The sequence below is a fragment of the Micromonospora sp. DH14 genome (assembly GCF_029809455.1).
Classification (GTDB): Bacteria; Actinomycetota; Actinomycetes; order Mycobacteriales; family Micromonosporaceae; genus Micromonospora; species Micromonospora parva.
This window is the reverse complement of the sequence record NZ_JARVKT010000016.1, coordinates 15,724-41,041: the sequence shown is the minus strand read 5'-3', so window position 1 is coordinate 41,041 and position 25,318 is coordinate 15,724. Positions and strand designations below refer to the sequence as shown.

25 protein-coding genes are annotated in these 25,318 nt (G+C 72.5%); 11 read left to right on the top strand and 14 right to left on the bottom strand.

Annotated features, from left to right (window positions below; all coding sequences use genetic code 11):
* Nucleotides 1–49 precede the first annotated feature (49 nt).
* Nucleotides 50–1,042, top strand: coding sequence for an NAD-dependent epimerase/dehydratase family protein (locus QCZ28_RS21010; protein WP_279518241.1), 993 nt, complete (start codon nucleotides 50–52; stop codon nucleotides 1,040–1,042).
* Between the two features lie 15 nt (nucleotides 1,043–1,057).
* Here the strand turns inward: QCZ28_RS21010 and QCZ28_RS21005 are convergent, their stop codons facing one another.
* On the bottom strand, nucleotides 1,058–2,032 hold the full coding sequence (locus tag QCZ28_RS21005) for a nitroreductase (RefSeq protein ID WP_279518240.1): 975 nt from the start codon (nucleotides 2,030–2,032) through the stop codon (nucleotides 1,058–1,060).
* Between the two features lie 192 nt (nucleotides 2,033–2,224).
* Between QCZ28_RS21005 and QCZ28_RS21000 the strand changes: the two genes are divergently transcribed.
* Nucleotides 2,225–2,863, top strand: coding sequence for a response regulator transcription factor (locus tag QCZ28_RS21000; RefSeq protein ID WP_279518239.1), 639 nt, complete (start codon nucleotides 2,225–2,227; stop codon nucleotides 2,861–2,863).
* A gap of 15 nt (nucleotides 2,864–2,878) precedes the next feature.
* Here the strand turns inward: QCZ28_RS21000 and QCZ28_RS20995 are convergent, their stop codons facing one another.
* The 8 genes from QCZ28_RS20995 to QCZ28_RS20960 form a co-directional block, all read right to left on the bottom strand.
* Entirely contained in the window at nucleotides 2,879–4,609 is a 1,731-nt protein-coding gene (locus QCZ28_RS20995; RefSeq protein ID WP_279518238.1) for a GAF domain-containing sensor histidine kinase, read from the bottom strand.
* 41 nt (nucleotides 4,610–4,650) lie between these two features.
* Nucleotides 4,651–5,634 carry a nitroreductase gene (locus tag QCZ28_RS20990; protein ID WP_279518237.1) on the bottom strand — a complete coding sequence of 328 codons (984 nt, stop codon included), beginning with the start codon at nucleotides 5,632–5,634 and terminating at the stop codon, nucleotides 4,651–4,653.
* A gap of 140 nt (nucleotides 5,635–5,774) precedes the next feature.
* The gene (locus QCZ28_RS20985) at nucleotides 5,775–6,632 is read right to left on the bottom strand and encodes a universal stress protein (protein WP_279518236.1); all 858 of its coding nucleotides are present in this window, start codon (nucleotides 6,630–6,632) and stop codon (nucleotides 5,775–5,777) included.
* Between the two features lie 11 nt (nucleotides 6,633–6,643).
* Complete coding sequence (locus tag QCZ28_RS20980) at nucleotides 6,644–9,037, bottom strand: phosphoketolase family protein (RefSeq protein WP_279518310.1); 2,394 nt, start codon at nucleotides 9,035–9,037, stop codon at nucleotides 6,644–6,646.
* A gap of 66 nt (nucleotides 9,038–9,103) precedes the next feature.
* Nucleotides 9,104–9,964, bottom strand: a complete 861-nt coding sequence (locus QCZ28_RS20975) for a universal stress protein (RefSeq protein ID WP_279518235.1) — start codon at nucleotides 9,962–9,964, stop codon at nucleotides 9,104–9,106.
* 102 nt (nucleotides 9,965–10,066) lie between these two features.
* Nucleotides 10,067–11,830, bottom strand: coding sequence for an FtsX-like permease family protein (locus tag QCZ28_RS20970; protein WP_279518234.1), 1,764 nt, complete (start codon nucleotides 11,828–11,830; stop codon nucleotides 10,067–10,069).
* Between the two features lies 1 nt (nucleotide 11,831).
* Nucleotides 11,832–12,560: an ABC transporter ATP-binding protein gene (locus QCZ28_RS20965; RefSeq protein WP_279518233.1), complete on the bottom strand. Its 729-nt coding sequence runs from the start codon at nucleotides 12,558–12,560 to the stop codon at nucleotides 11,832–11,834.
* A complete protein-coding gene (locus QCZ28_RS20960; protein ID WP_279518232.1) occupies nucleotides 12,557–13,099 on the bottom strand; it encodes a PadR family transcriptional regulator in 543 nt (180 codons plus the stop codon). Before QCZ28_RS20960 ends, QCZ28_RS20965 begins: the two co-directional genes overlap by 4 nt.
* A gap of 127 nt (nucleotides 13,100–13,226) precedes the next feature.
* On the opposite strand from QCZ28_RS20960, the gene QCZ28_RS20955 reads away from it, so the two are divergent.
* From QCZ28_RS20955 to QCZ28_RS20925, 7 genes are all read left to right on the top strand, one after another.
* Nucleotides 13,227–13,463: an HTH domain-containing protein gene (locus tag QCZ28_RS20955; protein WP_030336062.1), complete on the top strand. Its 237-nt coding sequence runs from the start codon at nucleotides 13,227–13,229 to the stop codon at nucleotides 13,461–13,463.
* Nucleotides 13,463–14,041 (top strand): Clp protease N-terminal domain-containing protein, encoded by a 579-nt coding sequence (locus tag QCZ28_RS20950; RefSeq protein ID WP_279518231.1) that lies wholly within the window; start codon nucleotides 13,463–13,465, stop codon nucleotides 14,039–14,041. The genes QCZ28_RS20955 and QCZ28_RS20950 overlap by 1 nt, the downstream gene beginning before the upstream one ends.
* 93 nt (nucleotides 14,042–14,134) lie before the next feature.
* Entirely contained in the window at nucleotides 14,135–15,139 is a 1,005-nt protein-coding gene (locus QCZ28_RS20945) for a diacylglycerol kinase family protein (RefSeq protein WP_279518230.1), read from the top strand.
* Nucleotides 15,132–16,133 carry a YihY/virulence factor BrkB family protein gene (locus QCZ28_RS20940; RefSeq protein WP_279518229.1) on the top strand — a complete coding sequence of 334 codons (1,002 nt, stop codon included), beginning with the start codon at nucleotides 15,132–15,134 and terminating at the stop codon, nucleotides 16,131–16,133. Before QCZ28_RS20945 ends, QCZ28_RS20940 begins: the two co-directional genes overlap by 8 nt.
* A gap of 69 nt (nucleotides 16,134–16,202) precedes the next feature.
* Nucleotides 16,203–17,693 (top strand): phosphatase PAP2 family protein, encoded by a 1,491-nt coding sequence (locus tag QCZ28_RS20935; RefSeq protein ID WP_279518228.1) that lies wholly within the window; start codon nucleotides 16,203–16,205, stop codon nucleotides 17,691–17,693.
* A gap of 11 nt (nucleotides 17,694–17,704) precedes the next feature.
* Nucleotides 17,705–18,514 (top strand): endonuclease/exonuclease/phosphatase family protein, encoded by an 810-nt coding sequence (locus QCZ28_RS20930; protein WP_279518227.1) that lies wholly within the window; start codon nucleotides 17,705–17,707, stop codon nucleotides 18,512–18,514.
* Between the two features lie 66 nt (nucleotides 18,515–18,580).
* Nucleotides 18,581–19,606 carry a hypothetical protein gene (locus QCZ28_RS20925; RefSeq protein WP_279518226.1) on the top strand — a complete coding sequence of 342 codons (1,026 nt, stop codon included), beginning with the start codon at nucleotides 18,581–18,583 and terminating at the stop codon, nucleotides 19,604–19,606.
* Nucleotides 19,607–19,617: 11 nt separating this feature from the next.
* On the opposite strand, the gene QCZ28_RS20920 is transcribed toward QCZ28_RS20925, so the two are convergent.
* Nucleotides 19,618–19,746, bottom strand: coding sequence for a hypothetical protein (locus QCZ28_RS20920; protein WP_256443305.1), 129 nt, complete (start codon nucleotides 19,744–19,746; stop codon nucleotides 19,618–19,620).
* Nucleotides 19,747–19,817: 71 nt separating this feature from the next.
* Entirely contained in the window at nucleotides 19,818–20,780 is a 963-nt protein-coding gene (locus QCZ28_RS20915; protein WP_279518309.1) for a TIGR03557 family F420-dependent LLM class oxidoreductase, read from the bottom strand.
* Between the two features lie 374 nt (nucleotides 20,781–21,154).
* On the opposite strand from QCZ28_RS20915, the gene QCZ28_RS20910 reads away from it, so the two are divergent.
* Nucleotides 21,155–22,486, top strand: a complete 1,332-nt coding sequence (locus tag QCZ28_RS20910; RefSeq protein WP_279518225.1) for a cellulase family glycosylhydrolase — start codon at nucleotides 21,155–21,157, stop codon at nucleotides 22,484–22,486.
* Nucleotides 22,487–22,540: 54 nt separating this feature from the next.
* Here QCZ28_RS20910 and QCZ28_RS20905 read toward each other — a convergent pair whose 3' ends face one another.
* Entirely contained in the window at nucleotides 22,541–22,861 is a 321-nt protein-coding gene (locus QCZ28_RS20905; RefSeq protein ID WP_279518224.1) for a multidrug efflux SMR transporter, read from the bottom strand.
* 228 nt (nucleotides 22,862–23,089) lie between these two features.
* Here QCZ28_RS20905 and QCZ28_RS20900 point away from each other — a divergent pair, with 228 nt between their 5' ends.
* Nucleotides 23,090–23,371, top strand: a complete 282-nt coding sequence (locus tag QCZ28_RS20900) for a hypothetical protein (protein ID WP_279518223.1) — start codon at nucleotides 23,090–23,092, stop codon at nucleotides 23,369–23,371.
* A 193-nt stretch (nucleotides 23,372–23,564) separates the two neighbouring features.
* Here the strand turns inward: QCZ28_RS20900 and QCZ28_RS20895 are convergent, their stop codons facing one another.
* A complete protein-coding gene (locus QCZ28_RS20895; protein ID WP_279518308.1) occupies nucleotides 23,565–24,857 on the bottom strand; it encodes a sigma-70 family RNA polymerase sigma factor in 1,293 nt (430 codons plus the stop codon).
* A gap of 3 nt (nucleotides 24,858–24,860) precedes the next feature.
* Entirely contained in the window at nucleotides 24,861–25,262 is a 402-nt protein-coding gene (locus QCZ28_RS20890; RefSeq protein ID WP_279518222.1) for a YciI family protein, read from the bottom strand.
* Nucleotides 25,263–25,318: the final 56 nt, after the last annotated feature.

The window sequence follows — 25,318 nt, the reverse complement described above, 5'->3', positions numbered from 1 at the left end:
CGGTGAACAGGGGTGTGCCGCACCGCCCCGGGTCGGCACTGTGGAACGCATGAGATTGCTGGTGCTGGGCGGTACGGGCTTCGTGGGCGGGGCCACTGTCATCGAGGCGGTGCGCCGTGGCTGGTCGGTGACGGTGTTCAACCGGGGGCGGCACGGCGCGGTGCCGCCCGGCGTACACCGGTTGCGGGGTGACCGCACCGCGCCCGACGGCCTGGCGGCCCTGGCCGGCGGCGAGTGGGACGTGGCGGTGGACACCTGGGACGGTGCCCCGCGGGCCGCCGGCGCCGCCGCCCGCGCACTGCTCGCCTCGGTCGGCCACTACGTGTACGTGTCCAGCGGGTCCGTCTACACCGACCACGCCGCCGCCGGGTTGCATGAGGACTCCCCGGTGGTGGACGCCGACCCGGACGCCGTCGACGGCGACTACCCGCAGCTCAAGGCCGGTGCCGAGAGTGCCGTGCGGGGGGTGTTCGGCAGGCGTGCGCTGATCGCCCGGGCCGGTCTGATCCTGGGCCCGGGGGAGGACATCGGTCGGCTGCCCTGGTGGCTGCGGCGGATCGAGCGCGGCGGGGACGTGCTCGCCCCCGGCCCGGCCGACCTGCCGGTGCAGTACGTCGACGTCCGCGACCTGGCGGGGTGGATGCTGGACGCGGGGGACCGCCGGGTCAGCGGCACGTTCAACGCGGTCGGTCGGCCGACGCAGACCACGATGGGCGAGCTGCTCGACGCGTGCGTGGCCGCCACCGGTGCCGCCGCCCGGCTGCGCTGGACCGAACCGGAGACCATCCTCGCCGCCGGCGTGCAGCCGTGGAGCGACCTGCCGATCTGGATGCCGCGCGGCCACCCGTACCGGGGGTTGCTGGAGCAGGACGTGACCCGCGCGCTGGCCGCCGGGTTGACCTGCCGGCCGGTGACCGGGACCGTCGAGGACACCTGGCGTTGGCTGCGCGAGGTCGGCGCGGTTCCGCCGCGCGCCGGGCGACCGGAGCGCGGCCCGGTCGGGCTGGACCCGGCCCGGGAGGCCGCCGTCCTCGCCGGCTGAGCGTGCCCCGGCGGGTCAGGCGGGCACCACCGGCAGGTCCAGCACCTCGTCGACGTCGCGTCGGGGGGTCGGTCGGCCCGGTTGGCCGTACCCGATCCGCAGCACCATCTGGGGGGTGCCGAGCCGGCCCAGTGACAGCCGCAGTTGCTCCCGCGCCGACGGCACCTCGATCGGCTGGGAGAGCATCGACACGCTGAGCCCGGCGTCCGTGGCGGTGAGCAGCAGCCGTTGCAGGGCCTGCCCGGCGATCACCTGGTCCACCGCGGTGTTACCCGCCGAGCCCAGCACCCCCACCAGGGGTTCCGGTTCGAAGTCCCGGCCGGGGGCGCGGTCGCGCCCACCGTAGCCGCGGGCCGGCAGGACATCCTGCGGCTCGCCCTGCGGGCCACCGGCCGAGCTGGGTACGCCGTCCGGGGCGAACTCGCGACGCAGCCACCGTTCACGCTCGGCCCGGTACGCGGGGTCGCGTTCCAGCACCCGGTGCGCTCCGCGCGCGATCTCGCCGAACGCGGAGACCGCGCTCACCCCGATCAGCAGCTCCAACCAGCACTGTTCGGTGCGGGCCGCCTCGCCGAGGCGCCACCGGGCGTCGGCGGGCACCGGGTCCGGCCAGAACGGCAGTCGGTTGCTGAACCGGCGGGGGATGGCTGTGTACAGGCTCTGCTCGGCCGGGGTGGGCCGGCGCGGGAGGTCCGGCACCAGCCGGGCCAGCAGGTCCGGTTGGGCCGGGTCGGGGCGCAGCCGCACCCGGGCCGGGGTGCCGGCGACGGCCAGGGCGATCCGCAGGTTGAACAGCGCCGCGCCGCAGGCGACCCGGACACCCCACCCGCTCGGGTCGGTCGCCGGCAGCCGGCGGCCCGGGTCGGCCAGCACCTCGATGCCGCCGTCGCGCAGCCGTAGCCGCCACGGTTGGGTGTTGTGCAACGACGGTGCCCGGACCGCGTCCACGGCGGCCGTCCGCAGCTGGGTCGCGGTGTAGCCGATCTCCATGGCGGTGCTCCTCTCCCGGTGCGGCCGGCGGCGGGTGGTGCCGTGGTGGCCGTACCTTCACGGTCCACGCTTCGGCGGTCGCCGAGCAGGGCCGGACGTCCCGACCGGTCGGGACCGAGCGCCCGCCCGCGGCCCACTGGTCGGGACCTTCGGCCCGTGCGCCGGGCCCCGGGCAGCGGGTAGAAACGACTGATGATCCGTGTGTTCCTCCTCGACGACCATGAGGTCGTCCGTCGTGGCCTGGCCGACCTGTTGCAGAGCAGCGGTGACATCGAGGTGGTCGGCGAGTCCGGCTCGGCGCAGGAGGCGGCCCGTCGCATCCCGGCGTTGCGCCCCGACGTGGCGATCCTCGACGCGCGACTGCCCGACGGCAACGGCATCGACGTGTGCCGGGACGTCCGGGCCGTCGACTCGTCCATCAAGGGCCTGATCCTCACCTCGTACGAGGACGACGAGGCGCTGTTCGCTGCGATCATGGCTGGTGCCGCCGGGTACGTGCTCAAGCAGATCCGGGGCACCGACCTGGTCGACGCGGTGCGCCGGGTCGCGGCCGGGCAGTCGCTGCTCGACCCGGCGATCACCACCCGGGTGTTGGAACGCATCCGCAACGGCGTTGAGCAGCCGCGCGAGCTGAAGTCGCTCACCGAGCAGGAGCGGCGGATCCTGGAGTACGTGGCGGAGGGGCTGACCAACCGGGAGATCGCCGGTCGGATGTTCCTCGCCGAGAAGACGGTGAAGAACTACGTCTCCAGCGTGCTGGCCAAGTTGGGTCTGGAGCGCCGCACCCAGGCCGCCGTTCTGGCCACCCGCCTGCTCGGCAAGAACCCCTGACCGGGGTCGCGGAGGTCAGTCGCGCAGCGGCACGGTCCAGCGCAGCTCGGTGCCGTGCGGTTCGACGCCGAGGATCGTGAAGGTGCCGGCGAGACGGCTGGCGCGTTCGCGCAGGTTGACCAGACCACCCCGGGCGGCGGCCGGGTCGCAGCCCACCCCGTTGTCGCTGACCGTCACGGTGACGTGGCCGGCGTCGACGCGTACGGCCACGTCGACGCGGGTGCACTGGGCGTGGCGGACGACGTTGGACAGCGCCTCGCGCAGCACCGCGGTCAGGTCCGGACGGATGGCGTCGGGCACGGCGCTGTCCACCGGCCCGGCCAGCTCCAGATGCGGCTTGAAACCCAGCGACTCGGCGGCCGCCTCGATCGCCGCCCGGATCTCGGTGCGCAGCTCCGAGGTCATCGGCGTACGCAGCTCGAAGATGGTCCGGCGGATGTCCCGGATGGTGGCGTCGAGATCGTCGACGGCGGCGTTGATCCGCTTGGCCACCTCCGGGCGGCCCATCGGTGCGGCGCTCTGCAGTTGCAGACCGGTGGCGAAGAGCCGTTGGATCACGACGTCGTGCAGGTCACGGGCGATGCGCTCCCGGTCCTCCAGGACCACCAGCAGTTCCCGTTCCTCCTGGCCCCGGGCCCGTTCCATGGCCAGCGCGGCCTGCCCCGCGAAGCTGCCCAGCAGCGCCAGGTCCTCCTCGCTGGCACCCCCGCCGCGCTCCGGCCGGTGCGCCACGATCAGCACGCCGTGCAGGGTTTCGGCGGTGGCGAGTGGTGAGATCATCGCCGGGCCGGTGTGCAGCAGCGCCGGCCACGGCGCGGCGTGCGCCAGATCGTCGACCTGGTCGTGCCGGCCCTCGGCGACGGTCGCGCCGAAACTGGTGTCGGCGGCGGGCAGCACCGCGCCGACCAGCGGGTGGGCCTGCGCGTCGGCGCCGTCGACAACCTCCACCGAGAAGTGCTCGGTGTCGCTGTCGTAGAGCAGCACCAACGCCAGCTCGGCCTCGGCGACCTCGCGGGCCCGGCGGGCGACCAACGCCAACGCGTCGGTACGGCGTACCTCGCCGAGCAGCACCGTGGTGATCTCGGCGGTGGCGGCGAGCCAGCGTTGCCGCCGGTGCGCCACGGCGTACAGGCGGGCGTTCTCGATGGCCACGCCGGCGGCGGCGGCGAGCGCGACGACGATCTCCTCGTCGTCCTCGGTGAACTGCGCGCCGCCCTGCTTCTCCGCCAGGTAGAGGTTGCCGAAGACCTGGTCGCGGATGAGGACCGGCACCCCCAGGAAGCTGTGCATGGGCGGGTGGTTGGCCGGGAAGCCGTAGGAGCGGGGGTGCTGGGTGATGTCGGGCATCCGCAGCGGGCGGGGGTCGTCGATGAGCAGACCGAGCACGCCCCGCCCGTGCGGCAGGTCACCGATCTGCTCATGCTGCTCGGGGGTGATGCCGTGGACGATGAAGTCGTGCAGCAGCCGGTCCGGGCCGACCACGCCGAGCGCGCCGTACCGGGCGCCGACCAGCTCGCAGGCCGCCTGCACGATGCGTTGCAGGGTGGTACGCAGATCCAGGTTGGTGCCGATGCCGACCACCGCGTCCAGCAGGGCCCGCAGCCGCTCCCGGCTGGTGACCACCTCACCGACGCGGACCAGCATCTCCTGCAGCAGCTCGTCGAGACGGACCCGCGACAGCGGGCTCAGCCCGAGCGACGGTGTCGTGGACGGTTCCTGCCGGGGCGACGGGGCGTTGCTGGTCATCGGGGGATGGTAGCGCTGGCGTCGCCCGTCGTCAGGGCCCGTCAGCGGACGGCCGAGGTGTCGACCACCTGCGCGGTGGTCAACCGTGGCGTGTGCGGCGGGCCGGACCGGGTCGGATCCGCGATGCCCAACCGCAGCACCAGGTACGGGAAGCCGATACCGGAGAGCAGCTGACGCAGGGTCTGCCGGGTGCCCGGCACCTCCACCACCGCGCTGAGCGGCACCACCGACACGCCGAGCCGGGTGGCGGTCAACCAACCGGCGGAGAGCGCCTCGCCGGCGCGCAACCAGCTGTCCCGTTCGTCCTCGTCGCCGTGCAGCATCGCGTACACCGCCATCCGGTCGTGCCCGGGACCGACCGGCAGGCTGCCGGGCCGACCGAAGTCCCGCCCCGGGACGGTGGTCTGCGCGGGCTGCTCGGGCAGCACCTCCGCCGGCAGACCGGTGCCCGAGCCGGCCCGGCTGGTCCAGTACGCCAGCTCGGTACGCATCTCCGTGTCCTCGGCCTCGACCGTGTCGGCGTGCCCGGCGGTGGCGGCCAGCTCCAGCACCTGGTCGCGGTCGAGGATCTGCAACCGGCAGCCTTCCGCGCTGACCGCCCGGGTGATCTCCTGGATCGCCGTGGGCGGCACCGGCTCGTCGCTGACCGGCCGGCGATCGGTGTGCCGCACCTGCATGCACTGCACCATGCGCATGGCGTCCGGGTCGGCCGTGGTGTGGCTGAGGTCGGTCAGCCGGGCCAGCAGCTCGCTGTCGTCCGGGTCGGGCAGCCGTTCCACCACGGCGCGCCACCCCTCGGCGGCCAGCGCCAGTCGGGCGTGGTGCAGGGCGGTGCCGCAGCTGATGGCGAGCAGTCGCCCGTCGGGGTCGCTGGCGGCGAGCTGCCGGTCGGCGACGGAGCGCAGCTCCAACGCGTCGGGCAGCACCCGCCAGCGCCACGGCTGGGTGTTGTGCACCGAGGGGGCGTGGCCGGCGGTGGCGGCGGCCTCCGCCAGCGCGGTGGTCAGCTGGCTTTCCTGACTCATGGTCACGACCTTTCCGTCTCTGCTCATCGTGCCGCACGGCGCGCCGCCGCGCCGGGGTTGCCGCCTCATCCTGCGACACTCGGTGGTGTCCCCGCAGGGCCACAGGTCCCGTCCCCGCCGGGTCGTTACGCCCGCGGTGTTCAGCGTTCGCGGACCACCGCGACGGGGCAGTGGGCGTGTTGGATGAGCTGCTGGCTGACCGAGCCGAGCAGCATGCCGGCCAGCCCGCCGCGGCCCCGGCTGCCGACCACCACCAGCAGTGCTTCCCGACTCGCCTCGATCAGCATCGCCGCCGGACTGGTCGACACCAGGTCGACGGTCATCGGCAGCTCGGGGAAGGTCCGTCGCCACGGCTCCAGCGCCTGCTCCACGGCGGCCCGCTCGTCGGGCACCCCGGCAGCCCCGCCGGGGCCCGGTGTCCAGGCGTGCAGGACGCGCAACGGCACCTGCCGCTGCACCGCCCGCTCGGCCGCGAAGCCGAGCGCCACCAGCGAGGGTTCCGAGCCGTCCACCCCGACCGCCACCGGGCGGCTCGACGTGTCGGTGGCGGCGCTGCCGACCCCGTCGCGGACCACCACGACCGGGCAGTGGGCGTGCGCGGCGACGGACACCGCCGTCGACCCGACCAGCAGGCCGCCGAACCCGCCGTGGCCCCGGCTGCCGAGCACCAGCAGCCCGGCCTCGGCCGAGCGTTCCTGCAGCACCAGCGTGGGCGGCCCGTCGTACACCTCGCCGGTGATCTGCAACCCGGGGTTGGCCGCGGCGGCGTCCGCCGCGGCCTTGCGGACCAGCTCGTCGACCTGCCGGCGGGCGGTGTCGTCGGGCCACACGCCGGGCGCCACCCCCGGGCCGACCCAACCGGCCACCGTCAGCCATTCGAAGACGTACGCCAGCCGCACCGGCTGGCCGCTGTGCCGCGCCTCCTGCACCGCCCAGTTCAGGGCCAACGAGGCGTCGGTGGAGCCGTCGTAGCCAACCAGGATCTCCGCGTCGCGCACGTCGTCCTCCTTCAGGGGGTGGTCGGGTCGGTTTCGCGGATCCAGCGCCACTCGGCGACCTCGGGGTCGTCCTCGCCGTACTGGCGGGTGTAGTCGCGGGCCGCCTGCCGGGCGTCGATCATCCGTTGACGCAGGTGCGCGGCGCTGGTGGCCAGCCCGGGCACCCGGTCGATGACGTCGATGACCAGGTGGAAGCGGTCCAGATCGTTGAGCATCACCATGTCGAACGGGGTGGTGGTGGTGCCCTCCTCCTTGTAACCGCGCACGTGCAGGTTCTCGTGGTTGGTCCGGCGGTAGGTGAGGCGGTGGATCAGCCACGGGTAGCCGTGGTAGGCGAAGATGACGGGCCGGTCCTCGGTGAAGATGGTGTCGAACTCTCTGTCGGTCAGACCGTGCGGGTGCTCGGTGTCCGGCTGGAGCCGCATCAGGTCGACCACGTTGACCAGGCGCACCTTCAGATCCGGGAGGTTCTGGCGCAGCAGCTCGACGGCGGCCAGCGTCTCCAGGGTGGGCACGTCGCCACAGCAGGCGAGCACCACGTCCGGTTCGGTGCCGCCGTCGTTGCTGGCCCACTCCCAGATGCCCAGGCCGCGCCGGGTGTGCTGGATCGCCTCCGCCATCGTCAGCCAGTTCGGCGCGGCCTGCTTACCGGCCACCACCACGTTGATGTAGTGCCGGCTGCGCAGGCAGTGGTCCATCGTGGCGAGCAGCGTGTTCGCGTCCGGTGGGAGGTAGACCCGCACCACTTCGGCCTTCTTGTTGACGACGTGGTCGATGAAGCCCGGGTCCTGGTGGGAGAAGCCGTTGTGGTCCTGCCGCCAGACGTGGCTGGACAGCAGGTAGTTCAGCGAGGCGATCGGCTGGCGCCAGGGGATGGCCCGGGTCACCTTCAGCCACTTGGCGTGCTGGTTGAGCATCGAGTCGACGATGTGGATGAACGCCTCGTAGCTGGTGAACACGCCGTGCCGGCCGGTCAGCAGGTAACCCTCGAGCCAGCCCTGGCACAGGTGCTCGGAGAGCACCTCCATGACCCGCCCGTCGGGGGAGAGGTGGTCGTCGCCGGGCACGGTGGGGGCCACCCAGGCCCGGTCGGTCACCTCGAACGCGGCGCCCAGCCGGTTGGAGGCGACCTCGTCCGGGCCGAACAGCCGGAAGGTCTCCGGGTTGGCGCTGATGACGTCGCGGATCCACGGGCCGAGCACCCCGGTCGCGCCGGCGATCGGGGTACCCGGTTCGGGGACCTCCACCGCGTAGTCGCGGAAGTCCGGCAGGGTCAGGTCGCGCAGCACCACGCCGCCGTTGGTGACCGGGTTGGCGCTCATCCGCCGGTCACCGCGCGGCGGCAGCGCCAGCAGCTCCTGCACCGGCGCGCCGGTGGCGTCGAACAGCTCCTCCGGTCGGTAGCTGCGCAGCCAACGCTCCAGTTCGGCCAGGTGCGCCGGGTTGTCGCGGACCCCGGACAGCGGCACCTGGTGGGCGCGGTAGGTGCCCTCCACCTGGACGTCGTCGACCTCACGGGGGCCGGTCCAGCCCTTCGGCGTCCGCAGGATGATCATCGGCCAGCGGGGCCGTTCGACGACACCGCCGGAGCGGGCCCGCTGTTGGATCTCGGCGATCTCCGTCAGCACGCGGTCGAGCGTCGCGGCGAGGGTCCGATGGACCTGGGCGGGATCGTCGCCGGACACCACGTACGGCTGGTAGCCCGATCCGCGCATCAGGTCGAGCAGGTCGGCCTCGGGGATCCGGGACAGCACGGTCGGGTTGGCGATCTTGTAGCCGTTGAGGTGCAGGATGGGCAGCACCGCGCCGTCGCGCGCCGGGTTGAGGAACACGTCGGAGAGCCAACTGCCGGCCAGCGGCCCGGTCTCCGCCTCGCCGTCGCCGATGACGCAGGCCACCAGCAGGTCCGGGTGGTCGAACGCGGCGCCGTAGGCGTGGCTCAACGCGTACCCCAGCTCACCGCCCTCGTGGATCGAGCCCGGCACGTCCGCCGCCACGTGGCTGGGAATGCCGCCGGGGAAGGAGAACTGGCGGAAGAGCCGGGACATCCCGACCTCGTCGCGTGCCACGTCGTGGTAGCGCTCCGACCAGGTGCCCTCCAACCAGGTGTTGGCGACGATGGCCGGGCCGCCGTGGCCGGGGCCGGTGACCAGCATCGCGTTCAGGTCGCGGGCCACGATCACGCGGTTGAGGTGGGCGTAGATCAGGTTGAGGCCGGGGCTGGTGCCCCAGTGCCCGAGCAGGCGGGGTTTGATGTCGTCGGGGGTGAGCGGCTCCCGCAGCAGCGGATTGTCCAGCAGGTAGATCTGCCCGACGGTGAGGTAGTTCGCGGCCCGCCAGTAGGCGTCCAGCCGGCGCAGCTCGTCGTCGGTGAGGGCGCGGTGCACGTCGAGAGCGGTGTCCATCATGGTGCCTCTCGCGGTAGGTGTGGGGCGTCCGGTGTTCAGCCTGGTCGGTGTGGACGACTCGGGTCAGGGCCGTTGGTCCCGCGTCGGCCGGGCACCTGGCCCGGTCAGTGGCGCCTCGGCCAGGCCGCGGACGACGACAACCGGGGCCGGTGAGTGGTACAGCAGGGACTGGGCGACCGCGCCGAGCATGGCCCGGCCCGGTTCGTCGCCGCGGGCGGCGACCAGCGCCACCTGCGCGTTGCGGGACGTGTCGATCAGCACCTCCGCGGGGTCGCCGCGTACCACGCGGCACTCGGTCGGCACCGCGCCGTGCTGGTCGGCGTGCTCGGCCAGTGCTTCGCCGAGCTGCTCGGCGACCGCGTCGGTGTCCTCGTCGTACTCGACCACCCGCAGCGCCAGCAGTCGGGCATTCCGGTGGGCCGCGCACCGCACGGCCCACCGCAGGGCGAGGTTCGAGCTGGGTGAACCGTCCACGCCCACCAGCACCGGACCCTGCGGCGGTGGCTCCCGCCGGACCACCAACAGGGGGCAGTCGGCCCGCGCGGCCAACTGCACGGCGGTCGTCTCGGCCGGAATGCACTGGCCGCTACCGGCCATGCCGCTGTCGCCGACCGCCAGCAGGAAGGTGCCCGCCGAGCGACGGATGAGGGTGGGCAGCATGGAGCCCTCGACGATCTCGCCGCGTACGGTCAGCCCCGGCTCGCTCTGGTGGGCGAGTTGGGCGGCGCGGGCGATCAGCTCTTCGGCCTGGTCGCGGGGTGCGGCGACGGTGTCCGCGGCGAACGCCGCGTGCCAGTCGAAGGTGTGCAGCAGGTGCAGTGGCCGGTCCTGTCCGGCGGCCTCCTGCGCGGCCTGCTCGACGACCGGGAGGTCGAGATCCGACCCGAGGCCGACCAGCACCGCTGCGTCGGCGGGTGCGGCCATCCGATATCACCTCCCGGGCGTCGCGCCCGGCACGACCAAGCTGTCCCTGACCGAGGGTAGTCGGAAGGGCACGGTGGCGGGCGGGATCGGGTGGCTCGGCGGTCAGGTCGGTGCGGACCGGAATGTGTCCACGACCGGACGCCGGGTGGCAACCATCGCGGGGATGGCGGTGAGCGCGGCGATGGCGAGCAGGACTCCGAGCGCGGTGGCGAGCAGCGAGAAGTGGGGTGGGTACTGGACCTCGCCGGTGCTGACGAACGTGACAAGCCCGACGCCGGCCGGGATGCCCACGGCGACGCCGGGTATGGCGGGAAGTAGTTGCGCCACCGCCAGGCCCAGGCCGGCCTGCGCGGGCGTCGCACCGAGCGTCCGCGCGACGGCCAGTGGCTGCCGAGCGTCGAGGACTGCGGTCCAGGCGCTCACGACGGCGTTGATGAGCGCAAGGACGCAGAGCACGACGGTGAGCACGAGCGTGGCCTGCTCGCCCCGTTCCACCCGGGGATTGGCGAGTTCGGTGTAGCCGAGGTCGAAGTGCACCGCCTGGGAGTTGACCATGAGAATGCCGACGAGGGTGGTCGTGGTGATCAGGGTGTTCACGGTGACCAGCCGGGCGCGGCGCGGCCGGCGCGCGTTGATACGCACCCCGATGAGCAGGGCGGTGGGCAGCCGCCGCGACAGCCAGATGCGCCACCGCCGGCGACGCGGTGGTGTGGCGGTGTCGGCAAGCGCGTGAACGGTGCTGGTGGCGGCGGCGCGCAACACCGGCACCAGAGTCGCCGCCACAGCGATCGCGAGAGCAAGGACCGTGACGGCGAGCACCATGCGCAGCGCGGGTGGCTGGGCGTTGACGGAGCCGATGAGTCCGGCGCTGGGGCGGATCAGCGCAGGTGCGGCGAGCCAGCCCGTGACCAGGCCCGTCGCGGCGGCCGCGAGCCCGATCGCGAGGTACTCGGCGAGGTGGACGGCGGCGATCATGGCAGGTCCGGCGCCGACGGCCTTGAGCAGCCCCACCCGGCGACGCTGCCCGATGATCCGGCCCGCGACGATGCCGGCGACGCCGGCCAGCGCAAGGCCGTTGAGCAGCCAGCTGCCGACGAGTAGGGCGATCTGCGCGTCGCTGTACAGCCGACCGTTGAGGTAGCTGATCGCCTGCCAGGTGGTGAGCTGGTCGCCGATGGGGTACGTGCTGCTGGCTGCCGGGTCGGCGAGTTTGAGATTGAGGGTGTACGACAGCGGCTGGCCGCCCGCGAGCGTGGCGATGTCGCTGTGGTCGACCCAGACCAGGCCGCCGCGCTCGACCAGGACGCTCCCGGGGTAGTGCCACCCGGCGTAGGGGTACGTCGCTCTCGCGGCGGTGACGGCGGTCCCGATCACGCGCAACAGGTGGCCGCCGATGTCGACCGTGTCGCCGGTGCGGATGCCGAGGGCGTCGGCGAAGGCGCGCTCGACGACCACGCCGCCGGGGCGTACCCAGGTGCCGTCGGTCACGGCGGGTCGGTCGATCGACGCGGGTGTGGTGTTCCGGCCCGCTACCACGGTGTGCGCGGACTTGCCGCCCGCTGTCATCGTCAGGTAGGCGATCGGGAAGGGGCCGCTGTGATCGGTGACGCCGGCCCCGGTGGTCAGCGATGCGAGCTCGTCCAGTGCGGCCTGGCCGGTGACCCGGGGTGTCACGATCACGTCTGGGCCGGCGGTGGCGGTCCGGGTCTGCTGGTACGGCCGGTCGGCGACTTCGTTGAGGCTGAGGCCGATGGTCAGTGTGGCGGTGGCGGCGGTGATCGCGGTCAGGAGCAGGATGGTTTCGGTTCGGCGGCGGCGCAGGTCCCGCATCAGCAGCCGGCAGACGAGCAGGAGGCGGCCGGCCATGTCAGCGCCGCCCGTCGTAGAGGGTGCCGGTGGTGGCGCTGGCAAGTCGGTTGTCGTCGACGAACGCGCCGTCACGCATGGCGATCACCCGGTCGGCGACCGCCGCGATGCGGGGGTCATGGGTAACCACCACGAGGGTCTGTCCTGCGGTGCGCAGCTCCTCGAACAGCCGCAGCACGTCCAGGGTTGCGGCGCTGTCCAGGTTGCCGGTGGGCTCGTCAGCCAGCACGACCAGCGGCTCGTTGCTCAATGCGCGGGCGATGGCGACCCGCTGGCGCTGCCCACCGGACAACGCCGAGGGCAGGTGCCTGGCGCGGTCGGCCAGCCCCACCCGGTCCAGCAGGTACATCGCCCGCTTGCGGGCCCGCCCCGGTGACTGGCCGGCCAGCAGCGCGGCCAGCTCCACATTCTCCACCGCGGTGAGTTCGTCCATGAGCTGGAACGACTGGAAGACGAACCCGAGGTTGTCACGCCGCAGCCGGGCCAGGGCGCGTTCGCTCATCGTGTCGATCCGACGGTCGCCGAGCCACACCTGCCCGTCGGTCGGACGTTGCAGCCCGCCGAGCAGATACAGCAGGGTGGACTTGCCGCAGCCGCTGGGCCCCATCACCGCCAGCGACTGTCCGGCCGGCACGTCCAGGTCGATCTCGTCGACCGCCCGGACCAGCGCGCGCTCGCCGCCGTACAGCATGCTCAGCCCACGCGCCCGCAACACCGTCGACCCGGTCACGCCCCCGCCTTCCGTCCGGTCGGATCATGTTCAGCCCACACGCGTTCACACGCCTCCAGCCATGCCAGGTCGGCCCGCAGCCGCAACACGACACCCTCGAGCAGCAACCCGGCAACCGGATCCACCGACCGGTCCAGCGCGGCCCGTTGGGCGTCGCGAAGCCGGCGCAGCACCTCCCGCCGCTGCGCGTCGACCAGGGCCACCGGATCTGCCAGCCGGGCGGTCGCGGCAGCCACCAACTTGAGGTGAAACTCCGCGAGGTCCGGCTTCGGCCAGTTCACTTCGGCCAGCCAGGTGGCGACCCGCTGCTGCCCCTCCGGGGTCAGCGCGTACACCCGGCGTTCGGGCCGGTCCGGCAGGCCCTCGGCCCGCTGCGAGGTCACCAGCCCTGCCTTGCCCAGGCGGGTCAGCGTCACGTAGATCTGCCCGGCGTTCATCGCCTCGCCCAGCGGGCCGAGCGCGGCACGGAGCCGCCTGCGCAGCTCGTATCCGTGCGCCGGCTCCTTGGCCAGCATGGCCAGCACCACGTCCTGCACCACGCACGTCCTTCGTCTAGATCGTTAATGGATAACGGCTAGCTATAGCGCTGTCAAGTAGGGAGCGGCAGGCGGCACCCGTTCGTCAACCAGGGTTGACACGGCAGGATTGTCAACGTATGTTGACAGCATGAGTCAGGCGACAGAACTCGCGGCGGCAGCCGGCAGCACCGACCCCCGGGTCGGGCTCCGCGCCGTCCGCGCGCTCCGCCGGCTGCTCGAGCGGCTCGAGGTGGTCCAGGTGGACAACGCCCGACGACAGGGCTGGTCCTGGCAGGAGATCGCCGACACGCTCGAGGTCAGCCGACAGGCAGTGCACAAGAAGCACGCCGGGCGACCGGCGGTCAACTCATCCTGGGAGGCGTGATGTTCGAACGGTTCACCGACCGGGCGCGCGACGTGGTGCGACGGGCGCTGGAGGAGGCACGGGCCGAGGGGCAACGGCCGGTCGGCACCGAGCACCTGCTGCTCGCCATGCTCGCCGACGACAACGGGCTGGCCAGCCGGGTGCTCGCCGACGCCGGGGTGCGCGCCGACGACCTGCGCGAACGCATCCGCCGGCACACCGTCAGCGGCGGCGCCGGTCTGGGCGACGCGGACGCGGCGGCCCTGCGGGAGATCGGCATCGACCTGGCCGCGATCGTGGCCCGCATCGAGCAGTCCTTCGGCCCGGACGCACTACGGGAAGCGGTGCCGGCGCCGCGCCGCCGCTGGGGGCGGAAGCGCTACCTCGGCGGCCCGTTCTCGCCCCGCTCGAAGAAGGCGCTGGAGCTGTCCCTGCGGGAGGCTCTGCGCCTGCGCCACCGCCACATCGGCACCGAGCACATCCTGCTCGGGGTGCTGCGGGAGGGCGGCGGGCTGGGCGCGTTGGCGCTCACCGAGTCCGGAGTCGACCTCGACGATCTGCGCCGGCGGGTGGAGGTCGCGCTGCGGGCGGCGGCCTGACGGGTGGAACCGTGTTGAAACCTGTCTGTGGCACTTCCGACGCCGGCCGTTCGCCGGGTCGCTGAAGCCGTCCGGGTGCTGCACACTGGCGCCGTGGATGCTGGACAGGACAGGCGGCCCGCGGGCGGCGACGGCGGGCTGCGCTCCGCCGTGGTGGTCAACCCGGTGAAGGTCGACGATCTCGACGAGCTGCGACGCACCGTCGACGACGCCCTGGCCGCGGCCGGTTGGCCCGCGCCGCAGTGGTACGAGACGACAGCCGACGACCCGGGTCGCGGTCAGACCGAGCAGGCCGTCAAGGCCGGCGTCGACCTGGTCTTCGCCTGCGGCGGTGACGGCACCGTGATGTCCTGCGTCAGCGCGCTCGTCGGCACCGACGTGGCCCTCGCCGTGCTGCCGCAGGGCACCGGCAACCTGCTCGCCGCCAACCTGGGGCTCTCCACCGACCTGGCCGCCGGGTTGCAGGTCGCTGTCGAACGCGGCCGACGGCTGCTCGACGTCGGCGCGGTCGAGGATCAGTACTTCACAGTGATGGCCGGCATGGGCTTCGACGCCCAGATGCTCGACGCCACCTCCGAGACCACCAAGGCCCGCATCGGCTGGCCGGCGTACGTGATGGGTGCCGCCCGTCACCTGCGGGACCGGCCGATGCGGGTGCAGATCCGCATCGACGACCGGCCGCCGGTGCGCCGCCGGGCCCGGTCGGTCCTGATCGCCAACGTCGGCCGGTTGCAGGGCGGCCTGACCCTGCTGACCGAGGCGGAGCCGGACGACGGCTGGCTCGACGTCGCCGTGCTCACCCCACGCAACCTGCGGCACTGGCTCGCGCTCGGCTGGGCGGTGATCCGCCGCCGCGGCGAGGTGCCCCGGATGGAGGTGTTCCGGGGCCGACGCGTGGTGATCAGCAGCAACCGGGCGCAGCCCCGGGAGCTGGACGGCGACCTGATCGCCCCGGGCCGGCAGTTGCGCGCGGAGGTCCGGCCCCAGGCGCTGTGGCTCTGCGTCCCCCAGCCCGAGGACGCTCCCGACCTGGCCGTCGACGTGCAGAGCGCCGGGGAGCGGGGCGAGCAGCTGATCGAGGAAGCACGCCGTGAGTAGCACGCGGATCGTGCCGGAGACCCGGCTGATGGCCGACGAGGAGCTTTCCGCCGACGACGCCTGGCACACGCTGCGCCGGCAGGGCGGCTGGCACCTGCTGCGGGACGCGTTCATCCGGTTCCGCTACGGCGACGGGTTCAGCCACTCCCGGGCCTTCGCGCTGCAACTCTGCCTCGCCGTGGTGCCGTTCCTGATCGCCCTCACCGGCCTGATCAGCGAGTTGGGTGTCGCGGAGGGCGGCGAGGTGGTCGCCGACACCGTCCTGGCGCTCACCCCCGGCCAGAGTTCGCAGATGGTCGCCGAGCTGCTCGGGGAGGGCGAACGCGTCGAGGACGCCGGGGAGGTGGCGCTCACCCTCGGTCTGCTCACCGGCCTGTTCGCGCTCACCACCACGATGGCCCAGATCGAGCGGGGCGCCAACCGCATCTACGGCGTCGAGCGGGACCGTCCGGCGCTGCGCAAGTACCTGCGGGCGGCCGTCCTGGCCGTCACCGCCGGCGTGCCCGCGCTCGCCGGCTTCCTGATCCTGGTCGGCGGCGGTGCGATGGGCGAGTCGGTCCGCGAACACTACGAGTGGGGCGCGGTCGCCAACGGCATCTGGGACGTGATCCGCTTCCCGCTGAGCCTCGGGCTGACAGTCGTCGCCGTCGCCGTGCTGTTCCGACACGCGCCGCGCCGCAACCAGCCCGGCCTGTCCTGGCTGTTCTTCGGCGCCGGCACCGCCACGGCGTTGTGGTGGCTGGCCAGCCTGCTGCTCGCCGCGTACGTGCGCTTCAGCGACGGTTTCGGGCAGACCTACGGCGCTCTGACCGGCATGATGGCGCTGCTGCTCTGGGCCAACCTGACCGGGATGGCGCTCTTCGGTGGGCTGGCCTTCGCCGCCCAACTGGAGGCGCTGCGCATCGGTGTGCAGGAGCCCGCCCAACCGGACCTGTGGGAGCCCGACCCGGACCGCGCCGAACTGTACGACACCGGGGACATGTCGGCCCTCTAGCGGCACCGGCGTGTACGACGGACGCGGATCGGGTAAAGCGCCTCGCCAGACAGACAAGGGAGGTGCGGGGTGGCCGCGGTCAAAGAGGTGGCACACCGTCCGATCGGTCATTTCGCCGAACGGAGCATTGCCGGCCTGGTGGCCGTCACCGGCGCCGGGGTGGCCTTCGGGCTGCTGTTGTTGCTCGTCCGGGTGCGGTGGAGCCCGCTCCAGGACGCCGACCACGCGCTCGCCGAGTGGTTCAACGGGCTCGTCGCCCCGCACCACGCGCTGGTCACCGTGCTCCAGGCGGTGACGGACCTGGGCGGTCGACCGATCCTCATCTGGCTGGTCACCATCGCCGTGGTCGGGCTGCTGATCCGGCGGCAACCCCGACTCGCCGTCTACCTGATCATCACGGGGGTCGGTGGCCTGATCCTCGACCCGTCGCTGAAGGCGCTCGTCGGTCGGCTCCGCCCGGTGGTGGACGTGCCGATCGCCAGCGCGCCCGGCAACAGCTTCCCGAGCGGGCACGCGCTCGGCTCGTTCGTCGCGTACGGAGCGCTGCTGCTGGTGTTCCTACCGGCGATGGCGCCCCGCTGGCGCAAGCCGGCCATCGTCGGCGTCGGTCTGCTGGTGGTGCTGGTCGGCCTGACCCGGATCGCGCTGGGCGTGCACTTCGTCTCCGACGTGCTGGGCGCCTGGCTGCTCGGGGCCGCCTGGCTGGGCGTCACCGCATACGCCTTCCGGCTGTGGCGACGGGAGCGGGGCCGGCCGGTGCCGCCGTTGACCGAGGGCCTGGAGCCGGAGGCGGGGCACGACATCGCCCCCGCCCCGGCCGAGGAACACGTGTTGGCCCATCCCCGCTCCGCCGTGGCCGAGCTGCTGGTCGGCTGGGTGATCGTGTTCGGGGCGCTGTACGCCTTCGGCATGTACGTCAGCTACCACGCCAAGGGCACCTTCTTCGACACCCTGGACACCGAGGTGCCGCAGTGGTTCGCCGAGCGGCACACCGGGGCGCTGACCGAGGTCAGCTGGTGGTGGAGCAAGTTCGGTGACACCCACGCCATCCTGCTGATCTCGTTGGTGTTCTGCCCGCTGGTGCTGGCGGTGTGGCGGCGCTGGCGTCCGGTGCTCTTCGTGGCGCTGGCGATGGTGGGTGAGCTGACCCTCTTCCTGGCGTCGGCGCACGTCGTCGACCGGCCGCGTCCGCGGGTGGAGAACCTGGACGGGCAGATGCCCACCTCGTCGTTCCCGTCCGGGCACATCGCGGCCACGATCTGCATCTGGCTGGCGATCACCCTCATCGTCTTCCCGCGTACCGACCGGTGGTGGCGGTGGGTCTTCGTGGCGCTGGCCGTGATCATGCCGGTCGGGGTGGCCACCTCCCGGATGTACCGGGGGATGCACCACCCGACCGACTTCATGGGCGCGATCCTGCTCTCCGCGCTCTGGATCGGGTTGCTCTACCTGGTGATCCGCCCCAACGAGGACCTGAAGGAAGGCAACCAGCCGGCCATCGAGTCGGAGGACGTGGACACTCTCGACGACGAGCTGGCGCGGGCCGGCCGAGCCGACTAGGTGTCGCCGTCGTGCTGCGGGTGATGACCTGGAACATCCGCACCGGCGGTCGGGATCGTGGCGGCTCCGACCGGCTGGATCAGGTGGTCCAGGTCATCAACGAGCAGGCACCGGACGTGCTGGCCCTGCAGGAGTTGCGCGGCTTCGACCGGGACGGGTTGCTGGCCACCGTGGCGGGCCGGGTGGGGATGACGCCCCACCTGGCCCGGTCCTGCTTCGGGCAGCCGGTGGCGGTGCTGGTCCGGCCGCCGTACCGGGTCGTCGACGCCGGGTCGGTGCGCCGCCCGTTCCACCACGCCGCCGCCCGCGTCGTGGTGGCCACGTCCGCCGGCCCGTTCACCGTGCTCGGCACCCACCTCTACCCGTACTCGGGGGGTCGACGGCGGATGGAGGTCGACTGGCTGGTCGCGGCGATGCGCCGCAACGAGGGGCCGCTGGCGCTGGTCACCGGTGACCTCAACGCGCTCGACCCGACAGTCGACCACACCGCCCGGTTGGCCGGCATGCCCACTCTCTACCGGCGGCGGCACCTGCGTCGCTCCGGCGGTGCGGTGGACACCCGCGCGATCGCCCGGCTGCTCGCCGCCGGCCTCGTCGACCTGTGGCCGGCAGGCAACGTCGACGCACCGGAGGCCGACGGCCTCACCGTGCCCACCCGGCTGGGTGGGGCCGAGTTCGCCGGGATGCGGCTGGACTATCTGCTCGGCAGCACCGCTGTGGCGCAACGGCTGCACGGCTGTCGGGTGATCCGCGACGATGCGACGGCCACCGCCTCCGACCACTATCCGCTGCTCGCCACAGTGGAGCTGTCCGCCGGTTGACCGGCCGCCCGCCACCTCGTCGCGGCCCGCCCCCACGGCGTGGCGCGGGCCGATTACCGTGCCACCGTGACCGACCACCACCCCCTGCGCCCGCCGCTGCCCGGCCCGTCGGTTGAGCACCGGGCCGCGCCGACGAGGGCGCATCCGGCCGGCGACCCGCTGGTCTCGGCAACGGCGCAGCCGGCCACCGTCGCGCTTCCGCTCGTCGCGGCCGTCGCACGCGGTGTGGCGCTGGTCGTGGTGCTGCCCGTACGCCTGCTCTGGGAGCTGATCGCGGCTGCCGGCCGGCTGCTGCACCGGCTGTGCTGGCCCCCGCTGGCCTGGTGTGCCCGGCACCTGGTGTGGTTGCCGCTGGTGTGGGTGGGCCGTGGTCTGGCGTGGGTGGCCCGCACCGTGGTGTGGTTGCCGTTGGTCTGGGGTGCCCGGCACCTGGTGTGGCTGCCGCTGGTGTGGGTGGGGCGTGGGTTGGCGTGGGTGGCCCGCACTCTGGTGTGGTTGCCGCTGGTCTGGCTGGCGTCCGCAGTCGCCTGGGTGGCCCGCACGGTGATCTGGTTCCCGTTGGTCTGGTTGGCCCGGCGAGGGTTGCGTCCGCCACTGGTCGCGCTGGGGCGCGCGCTGGCGTGGCTCGCCGAGCACCTGGTCCTGCGGCCGCTGAGTTGGTTGGGTGCGGCGCTCGCCCCCGTCGGACGGCTGCTGCGGCGTGCCGTCGGCGCGCTCGACAGGGCGCTGAGTGCCGCGTTCGTCGGGCTCCTGCGCGGGCTCTGGTGGCTCGTCGCGGGGTCAGGTCGGCTGCTCGTCGCCGCGGTGCTCGGCGCGTGGCGGACGGCCGGCTGGGTGCTGCGACAGCTTTACCGGCTGGTGTTGCGTCCACTCGGGACAGGGCTGCGCTGGCTGTGGCGCCACACGGTGCGCCCGCTGCTGCGCGGGGTCCGGTGGGTCTGGTCGGTGACGGTCGTGCCGGTGGCGCGGGGCCTCAGGGCGATGTGGAAAGCCACCGTCGCGCCGGTGGCCCGCTGGGTCCGCCAGTCGGTGCTCGACCCGGCCCGGCTGGGCGCCCGGGAGGTGCTCACCGCCCTGGGCCTGCGCCGTTGAGGGGTGCGGTCTCAGAGCACCAGGTTCAGCAGGACGGTCAGCACCACCGATGCGACGATCGAGAAAAGGATCATCAGGAGGCAGCCGAGGCCACCGCCGAGCGGGCGGATCTCCGTGTTGCCGAAACGCATGATGGTCACCTGTCAGTGGATGCGGGTTGTGGGGCGAGGTCGGCGCTGTGGCGGGGCGACCCGGTCGACGACGTTTCGGTTCACAGCTCGCGCAACCGGGGCAGCAGTTGCTCGTGCGCCCAGTCCAGGAACATCGGCTGGGTCTCCCCGCCGACCTGGATGATCGCCACGTGGGTGAAGCCGGCGTCGACGAACTTGGCGAACGCCTCGACGTGCGCGTCCACGTCCGGACCGCAGGAGATGCCCTCGGCGACGTCCTCCTCGCGTACGAACTGGGTGGCGGCGGCGAAGGAGTCCGGGTTGGGCAGGTCGGCGTTGACCTTCCAACCCATCCCGAACCAGCGGAACTGGTCGTGCACGATCTTGCGGCACTCGGCCTCGTCGGGGCCGTAGCAGATGGCCACCTGGCCGTAGCGGGGTTGGCCGGCGCCCCCGGCGTCGTCGTACATCTCGATGATGTGCCGGTCGGGTTCGGTGGAGATGAGGCCGTTGCCGTACTCGGCGGCCAGTGTCGCGGACTGCCGACCGGACGCGGCGACGGCCATCGGCACCGGCCGTTCCGGGCGGTCGAAGACGTAGGCGTCGGGCACGTCGAAGTGGTTGCCGGAGAAGGTCAGCGTTTCCCCGTTGAGCAACGGCCGGATGATCTGCAACGCCTCCTCGAACATCTCGTGCCGCTGCTGGACGTGCGGCCAGCCGCCCACCACGTGCTCGTTCAGGTTCTCCCCGGCGCCCAGGCCGAGGGTGAACCGGCCGTCCGAGAGCGCGCCGACCGTGCTGGCCTTCTGCGCGACCACCGCCGGGTGGTAGCGGCGGATCGGGCAGGTCACGAACGACATCAGCTGCGCGCGGGAGGTGGCGTGGGCGACCGCGCCGAGCACCGACCAGGCGTACGGGGAGTGGCCCTGGGAGTCCAGCCAGGGGTAGTAGTGGTCGGAGACCACCAGTTGGTCGAAACCGGCCGCTTCCGCCCGCACCGCGTGGTCCACCAGTTGTTTGGGCCCGGCCTGCTCGCTCATCAGGGTGTAGCCGACGCTGACCATCCTGGTATCCCCTCTCACCGACGGATCGTTCCCGGGATACCCCGGTGCGCGCCGGTCAACCCTCTCGTCCGGTTCGGCCGACCCGGTGCTTGACGGATCGCAGTCACCTGCCTACCGTCGCTCTTAACCGGTTAAGAGCCGGGTGTGGCGCACATCCTGTGGTGGGGATGATCGCCCCGTGACGGCCTGCGTCCGCGTGGGCCGTTGCGGCTGTCCGGGCATCGGGTCCGCCAACTGAACCGGTTGCGATGACCATCCCATCGCCCTACGCTGATGCCTGCGCCGAGAGCCGGGCGCGGCTGCCGGGCTGCAGCCGCCTTCCCTCGTACGTCCCCACCCCTGTCGGGCACCGGGGGTCCTCCCTGAGGAAGGCCATGAAGACTCGACTCTCCGCCGCCGGCGCGACACTGCTCGCGTTGCTCGTCACCGTGCTGGCGTTCGGCCAGCCGGCGCACGCCGCGGCCGGTTTCTCCGTCGCCGGCGGCAAGTTGTACGACGCCAACGGCACCGAATTCATCATGCGTGGCGTCAACCACGCGCACACCTGGTACCCGCAGCAGACCAGCTCGTTCGCCGACGTCAAGGCGCTCGGCGCGAACACCGTACGGGTGGTGCTCTCCAGCGGCGACCGCTGGACCCGCAACACCAACGCCGACGTCGCCAACGTCATCTCACTCTGCAAGGCCAACCGACTGATCTGTGTGCTGGAGGTGCACGACACCACCGGGTACGGCGAGCAGAGCGGCGCGATCACCCTGGCCCGTGCCGTCGACTACTGGCTCAGCCTCGCTGATGTCCTCTCCGGTCAGGAGAAGTACGTCATCGTCAACATCGGCAACGAGCCGTACGGCAACCAGAACTACGCCTCCTGGGCCACCGACAACGCCAATGCGATCAAGCGCCTGCGTGCCGGCGGACTGAGCCACACGATCATGGTGGACGCGCCGAACTGGGGCCAGGACTGGTCGTTCACCATGCGCGACAACGCCGCCTCGGTCTTCGCCGCCGACCCGGCCCGCAACACGGTCTTCTCGGTCCACATGTACGGCGTGTTCGACACCGCTGCGGAGATCAGCGACTACCTGGGCCGGTTCCGCAGCGCGGGACTGCCCATCGTGGTGGGTGAGTTCGGCTTCAACCACTCCGACGGGAACCCGGACGAGGACACCATCCTCGCGTACAGCCAGGCCAACGGGATCGGCTGGTTGGGCTGGTCGTGGAGCGGTAACGGCGGCGGCGTGGAGTATCTCGACCTGGCCACCAACTTCAACCCGGCGAGCTTGACCGACTGGGGTCAGCGCCTCTTCAACGGTGCCAACGGGATCCGGCAGACCGCCCGGCAGGCCAGCATCTTCGACAGCATCCCCCCGCCGACCACGCCCCCGCCCACGACGCCGCCGCCGGCCGGTGGGTGCACGGCCACGTACACGGTGACCAACCAGTGGCAGGGCGGCTTCCAGGCTGAGGTACGGGTGACCGCCGGCGCGCGGGCGATCACCGGCTGGACCGCCGGGTGGACCTTCGCGAACAGCCAGAGCGTCACCCAGTCCTGGAACGTGGCCCTCACCAGCAGCGGCACCACCGTGACCGCCCGCAATGCCGAGTACAACGGGCGGCTGGCCGCCGGGGCCAGTGCCAGCTTCGGCTTCCTCGGTAGTTGGACCGGCACCAACAGCGTGCCGACGCTGAGCTGCACGGCGAGCTGACCGTCGGACCGGTGGTCGGGTCCGCGTCGGTCCCGACCACCGGAACCTGTCCGGTCAGTGCTCCCCGGCCAGGTTCACGATGACCACTCCGGCGATGATCAGCGCGATGCCGGTGAACTTGGCGAGCCCCACCGACTCACCCAGGAACACCGCCCCGATCGCCACGATGGCCGCGGTGCCCAGACCCGACCAGAGGGCGTACGCCACCCCCACCGGGATCTCCTTGACGGCCTGGGCGAGCAGGACGAAGGCCAGCGCGTAACCGCCGAGGCAGGCCACCGTCGGCCAGACGCGGGTGAACCCGGCGGTGCTCTTGATCAGGCTGGTCGCGAACACCTCGGCGAGAATCGCGATCCCCAGCAGCACGTACGCCATGCGTCCCCTTGGTCCTCCGTGGTCGACGAACCCATCGCTGCCCAGGCTAGTGCCGGCGACGCCCACGTCCGGCCGCCCGTCGGCGTGAGTCCGCCCGCGTCGTCAGGTGACGTCCGCCGTCTGGTCGGGGCGACCTCCGCGCGGCCCCCCACGTCTGCCACAGCACCCCTTTGGAGCTGATGTCACAAACGAATCGGATGCGCTGGGCGCCCGACACCGTCCCGGTGGATGAATCGTTTACGGCATCAGCTCCAAAGGCTGCCGCCGCTGCCGCTGCCGCTGCCGCTGCCGCTGCCGCTGCCGCCGCTGCCGCCGCTGCCGCTGCCGCTGCCGCTGCCGCTGCCGCTGCCGCTGCCGCTGCCGCTGCCGCTGCCGTGCCGGTGCCGGTGCCCGCGCCCGCACCCGCACCCGCACCCGCACCCGCACCCGTGCCGTGCTCGTGCCTCCGGCCTGTGCCGCGCCGGCCCCGGACGCGCCGCGCCGCGCCGCGCCTCCGGGGTGGCGGCATAGAAGGGAGTTGGCCGGGTAGATCTTGACACTTTCCGTTCTGAGCGGACGGAAACTGTCCAAGATTGCCAGTCGTGGCGGGTGGGGGGCTGACGTCGCAACCCGCGCGGCGTCGACTGTCAGGGGAGATGGCCGCGGTCGCGACACCTGCACGTTCGACGAGCGTTCAGCGGGCAGGCCCGCTGAGACGGATCGGCTACGGTTCGGCCTCGGCCTCTAGAGCAGCCGGCGGGCCGTCCGCGGGCTCGGCGGCCAGTCGGGCCGCCCGCATGGTCAGGTAGAGCTGTTCGGGGCGACTGCTCGTGTGGGCGGCGGCGGTCCGGTAGTCGGCGATCGCCCGGGCCCGGTCACCGGCCATCTCGTGCAGGTGGGCGCAGGCGGCGGCCAGCCGGTGGTGTCCGGCCAACTGCGGGTCGTGGGTCAGCCTGTCGAGGGCGGCCAGGCCGGCTGCGGGACCGTGCACCATGGCCGTCGCCACGGCCCGGTTGAGCGCCACCACGGGGCTGCCGGCGAGGCGTTCCAGCACCTCGTAGAGCGCCAGGATCTGCGGCCAGTCGGTCTGCTCGGTGCTTGGCGCCTCGTCGTGCACGGCGGCGATGGCGGCCTGCACCTGGTACGGGCCGATCGGCCCGCGTGGCAGGGCCCGGGTGACCAGTGTGATGCCCTCGGCGATCGCTGCGGCGTCCCAAAGGTTGCGGTCCTGATCGGCCAGTGAGATCAGCTCGCCGGAGGGGCCGGTCCGTGCCGGCCCGCGAGCCTCGGTGAGCAGCATCAACGCCAGCAGCCCGGCCGATTCGCTGTCGTCGGGCAGCAGCGTGTGCAGTGCGCGGGTCAGCCGGATCGCCTCCGCCGCGAGGTCGATCCGGCGCAGCTGCGGGCCGCTGGTGCTGGTGTGCCCCTCGGTGAAGATCAGGTAGAGCACCTGCCGGACGGCGACCAACCGGTCCGCCCGTTCCGCCGGCTCGGGCATCCGGAACGACAGCCCGGATGCCCGGATGCGCTGCTTGGCTCGGTTGATCCGCTGCGCCATCGTCGCCTCGGGCACCAGGAACGCGCGGGCGATCTCGGCGGTGCTCAACCCACCGACAGCGCGCAGGGTCAGCGCCACCGCCGACGTCGGCGCGAGCGCCGGGTGGCAGCAGAGGAAGAGCAGGACCAGCGTGTCGTCCCGCTCGGCGGCCAACTCCTCGTCCGGTGCCGGCGCGTACTGCCGGCCGTCCGGGGCCTGCCGGGCGACCAGGTCCTCCCGGCGGCGTCGGGCCTGCTCACCGCGGACCAGCTCGATCATCCGGCGGTAACCGACCTGGATCAGCCAGCCACGGGGGTTCACCGGTAGCCCCTCGGTCGGCCACTGGGTGGCGGCGGCCAGCAGCGCCTCCTGCACCGCGTCCTCAGCGGTGGCGAAGTCACCGAAGCGGCGGCTGAGCACGCCGAGGGCCTGCGGCGCCAACTCGCGCAGCAGGTCCTCGACGCGGGGTTCGGTGTTCAGCTGTCACAGCTCCGCTGGCGGAGCGGACATCACCGGGTGCACCTCGATCGGCATGTTCAGCGGCCGACCGCCGGGGCCGGGTGCGGTGGAGATGTACGCGGCCACCTCCACGGCCCGCTGCGGGCTCTCGCAGTCGACGATCCAGAAACCGGCCAGGAACTCCTTCGTCTCGGCGAACGGCCCCTCGGTGACGACCGGCGTCCCGCCCTCACCAGCCCGGACGATCCGGGCCTGCTGCGGGCCACCGAGGCCCTGGCCGTCGACCCACTCCCCGGCGGCGGTGAGCTTGTCGTTGACCTTGCCCATGAAGGCGATGTGCGCCCGCACCTCGTCCTGGGTCCAGGTGTCGATGCTCGGGAAGTCGGCCCCGGCGGCGCTGAACTGCATCAGCAGCATGTACTTCATGGTTGGCTCCTCACGCCCGCGCACCCTCGTCGGTGCTCTCACCCTGAGGTAGAAGC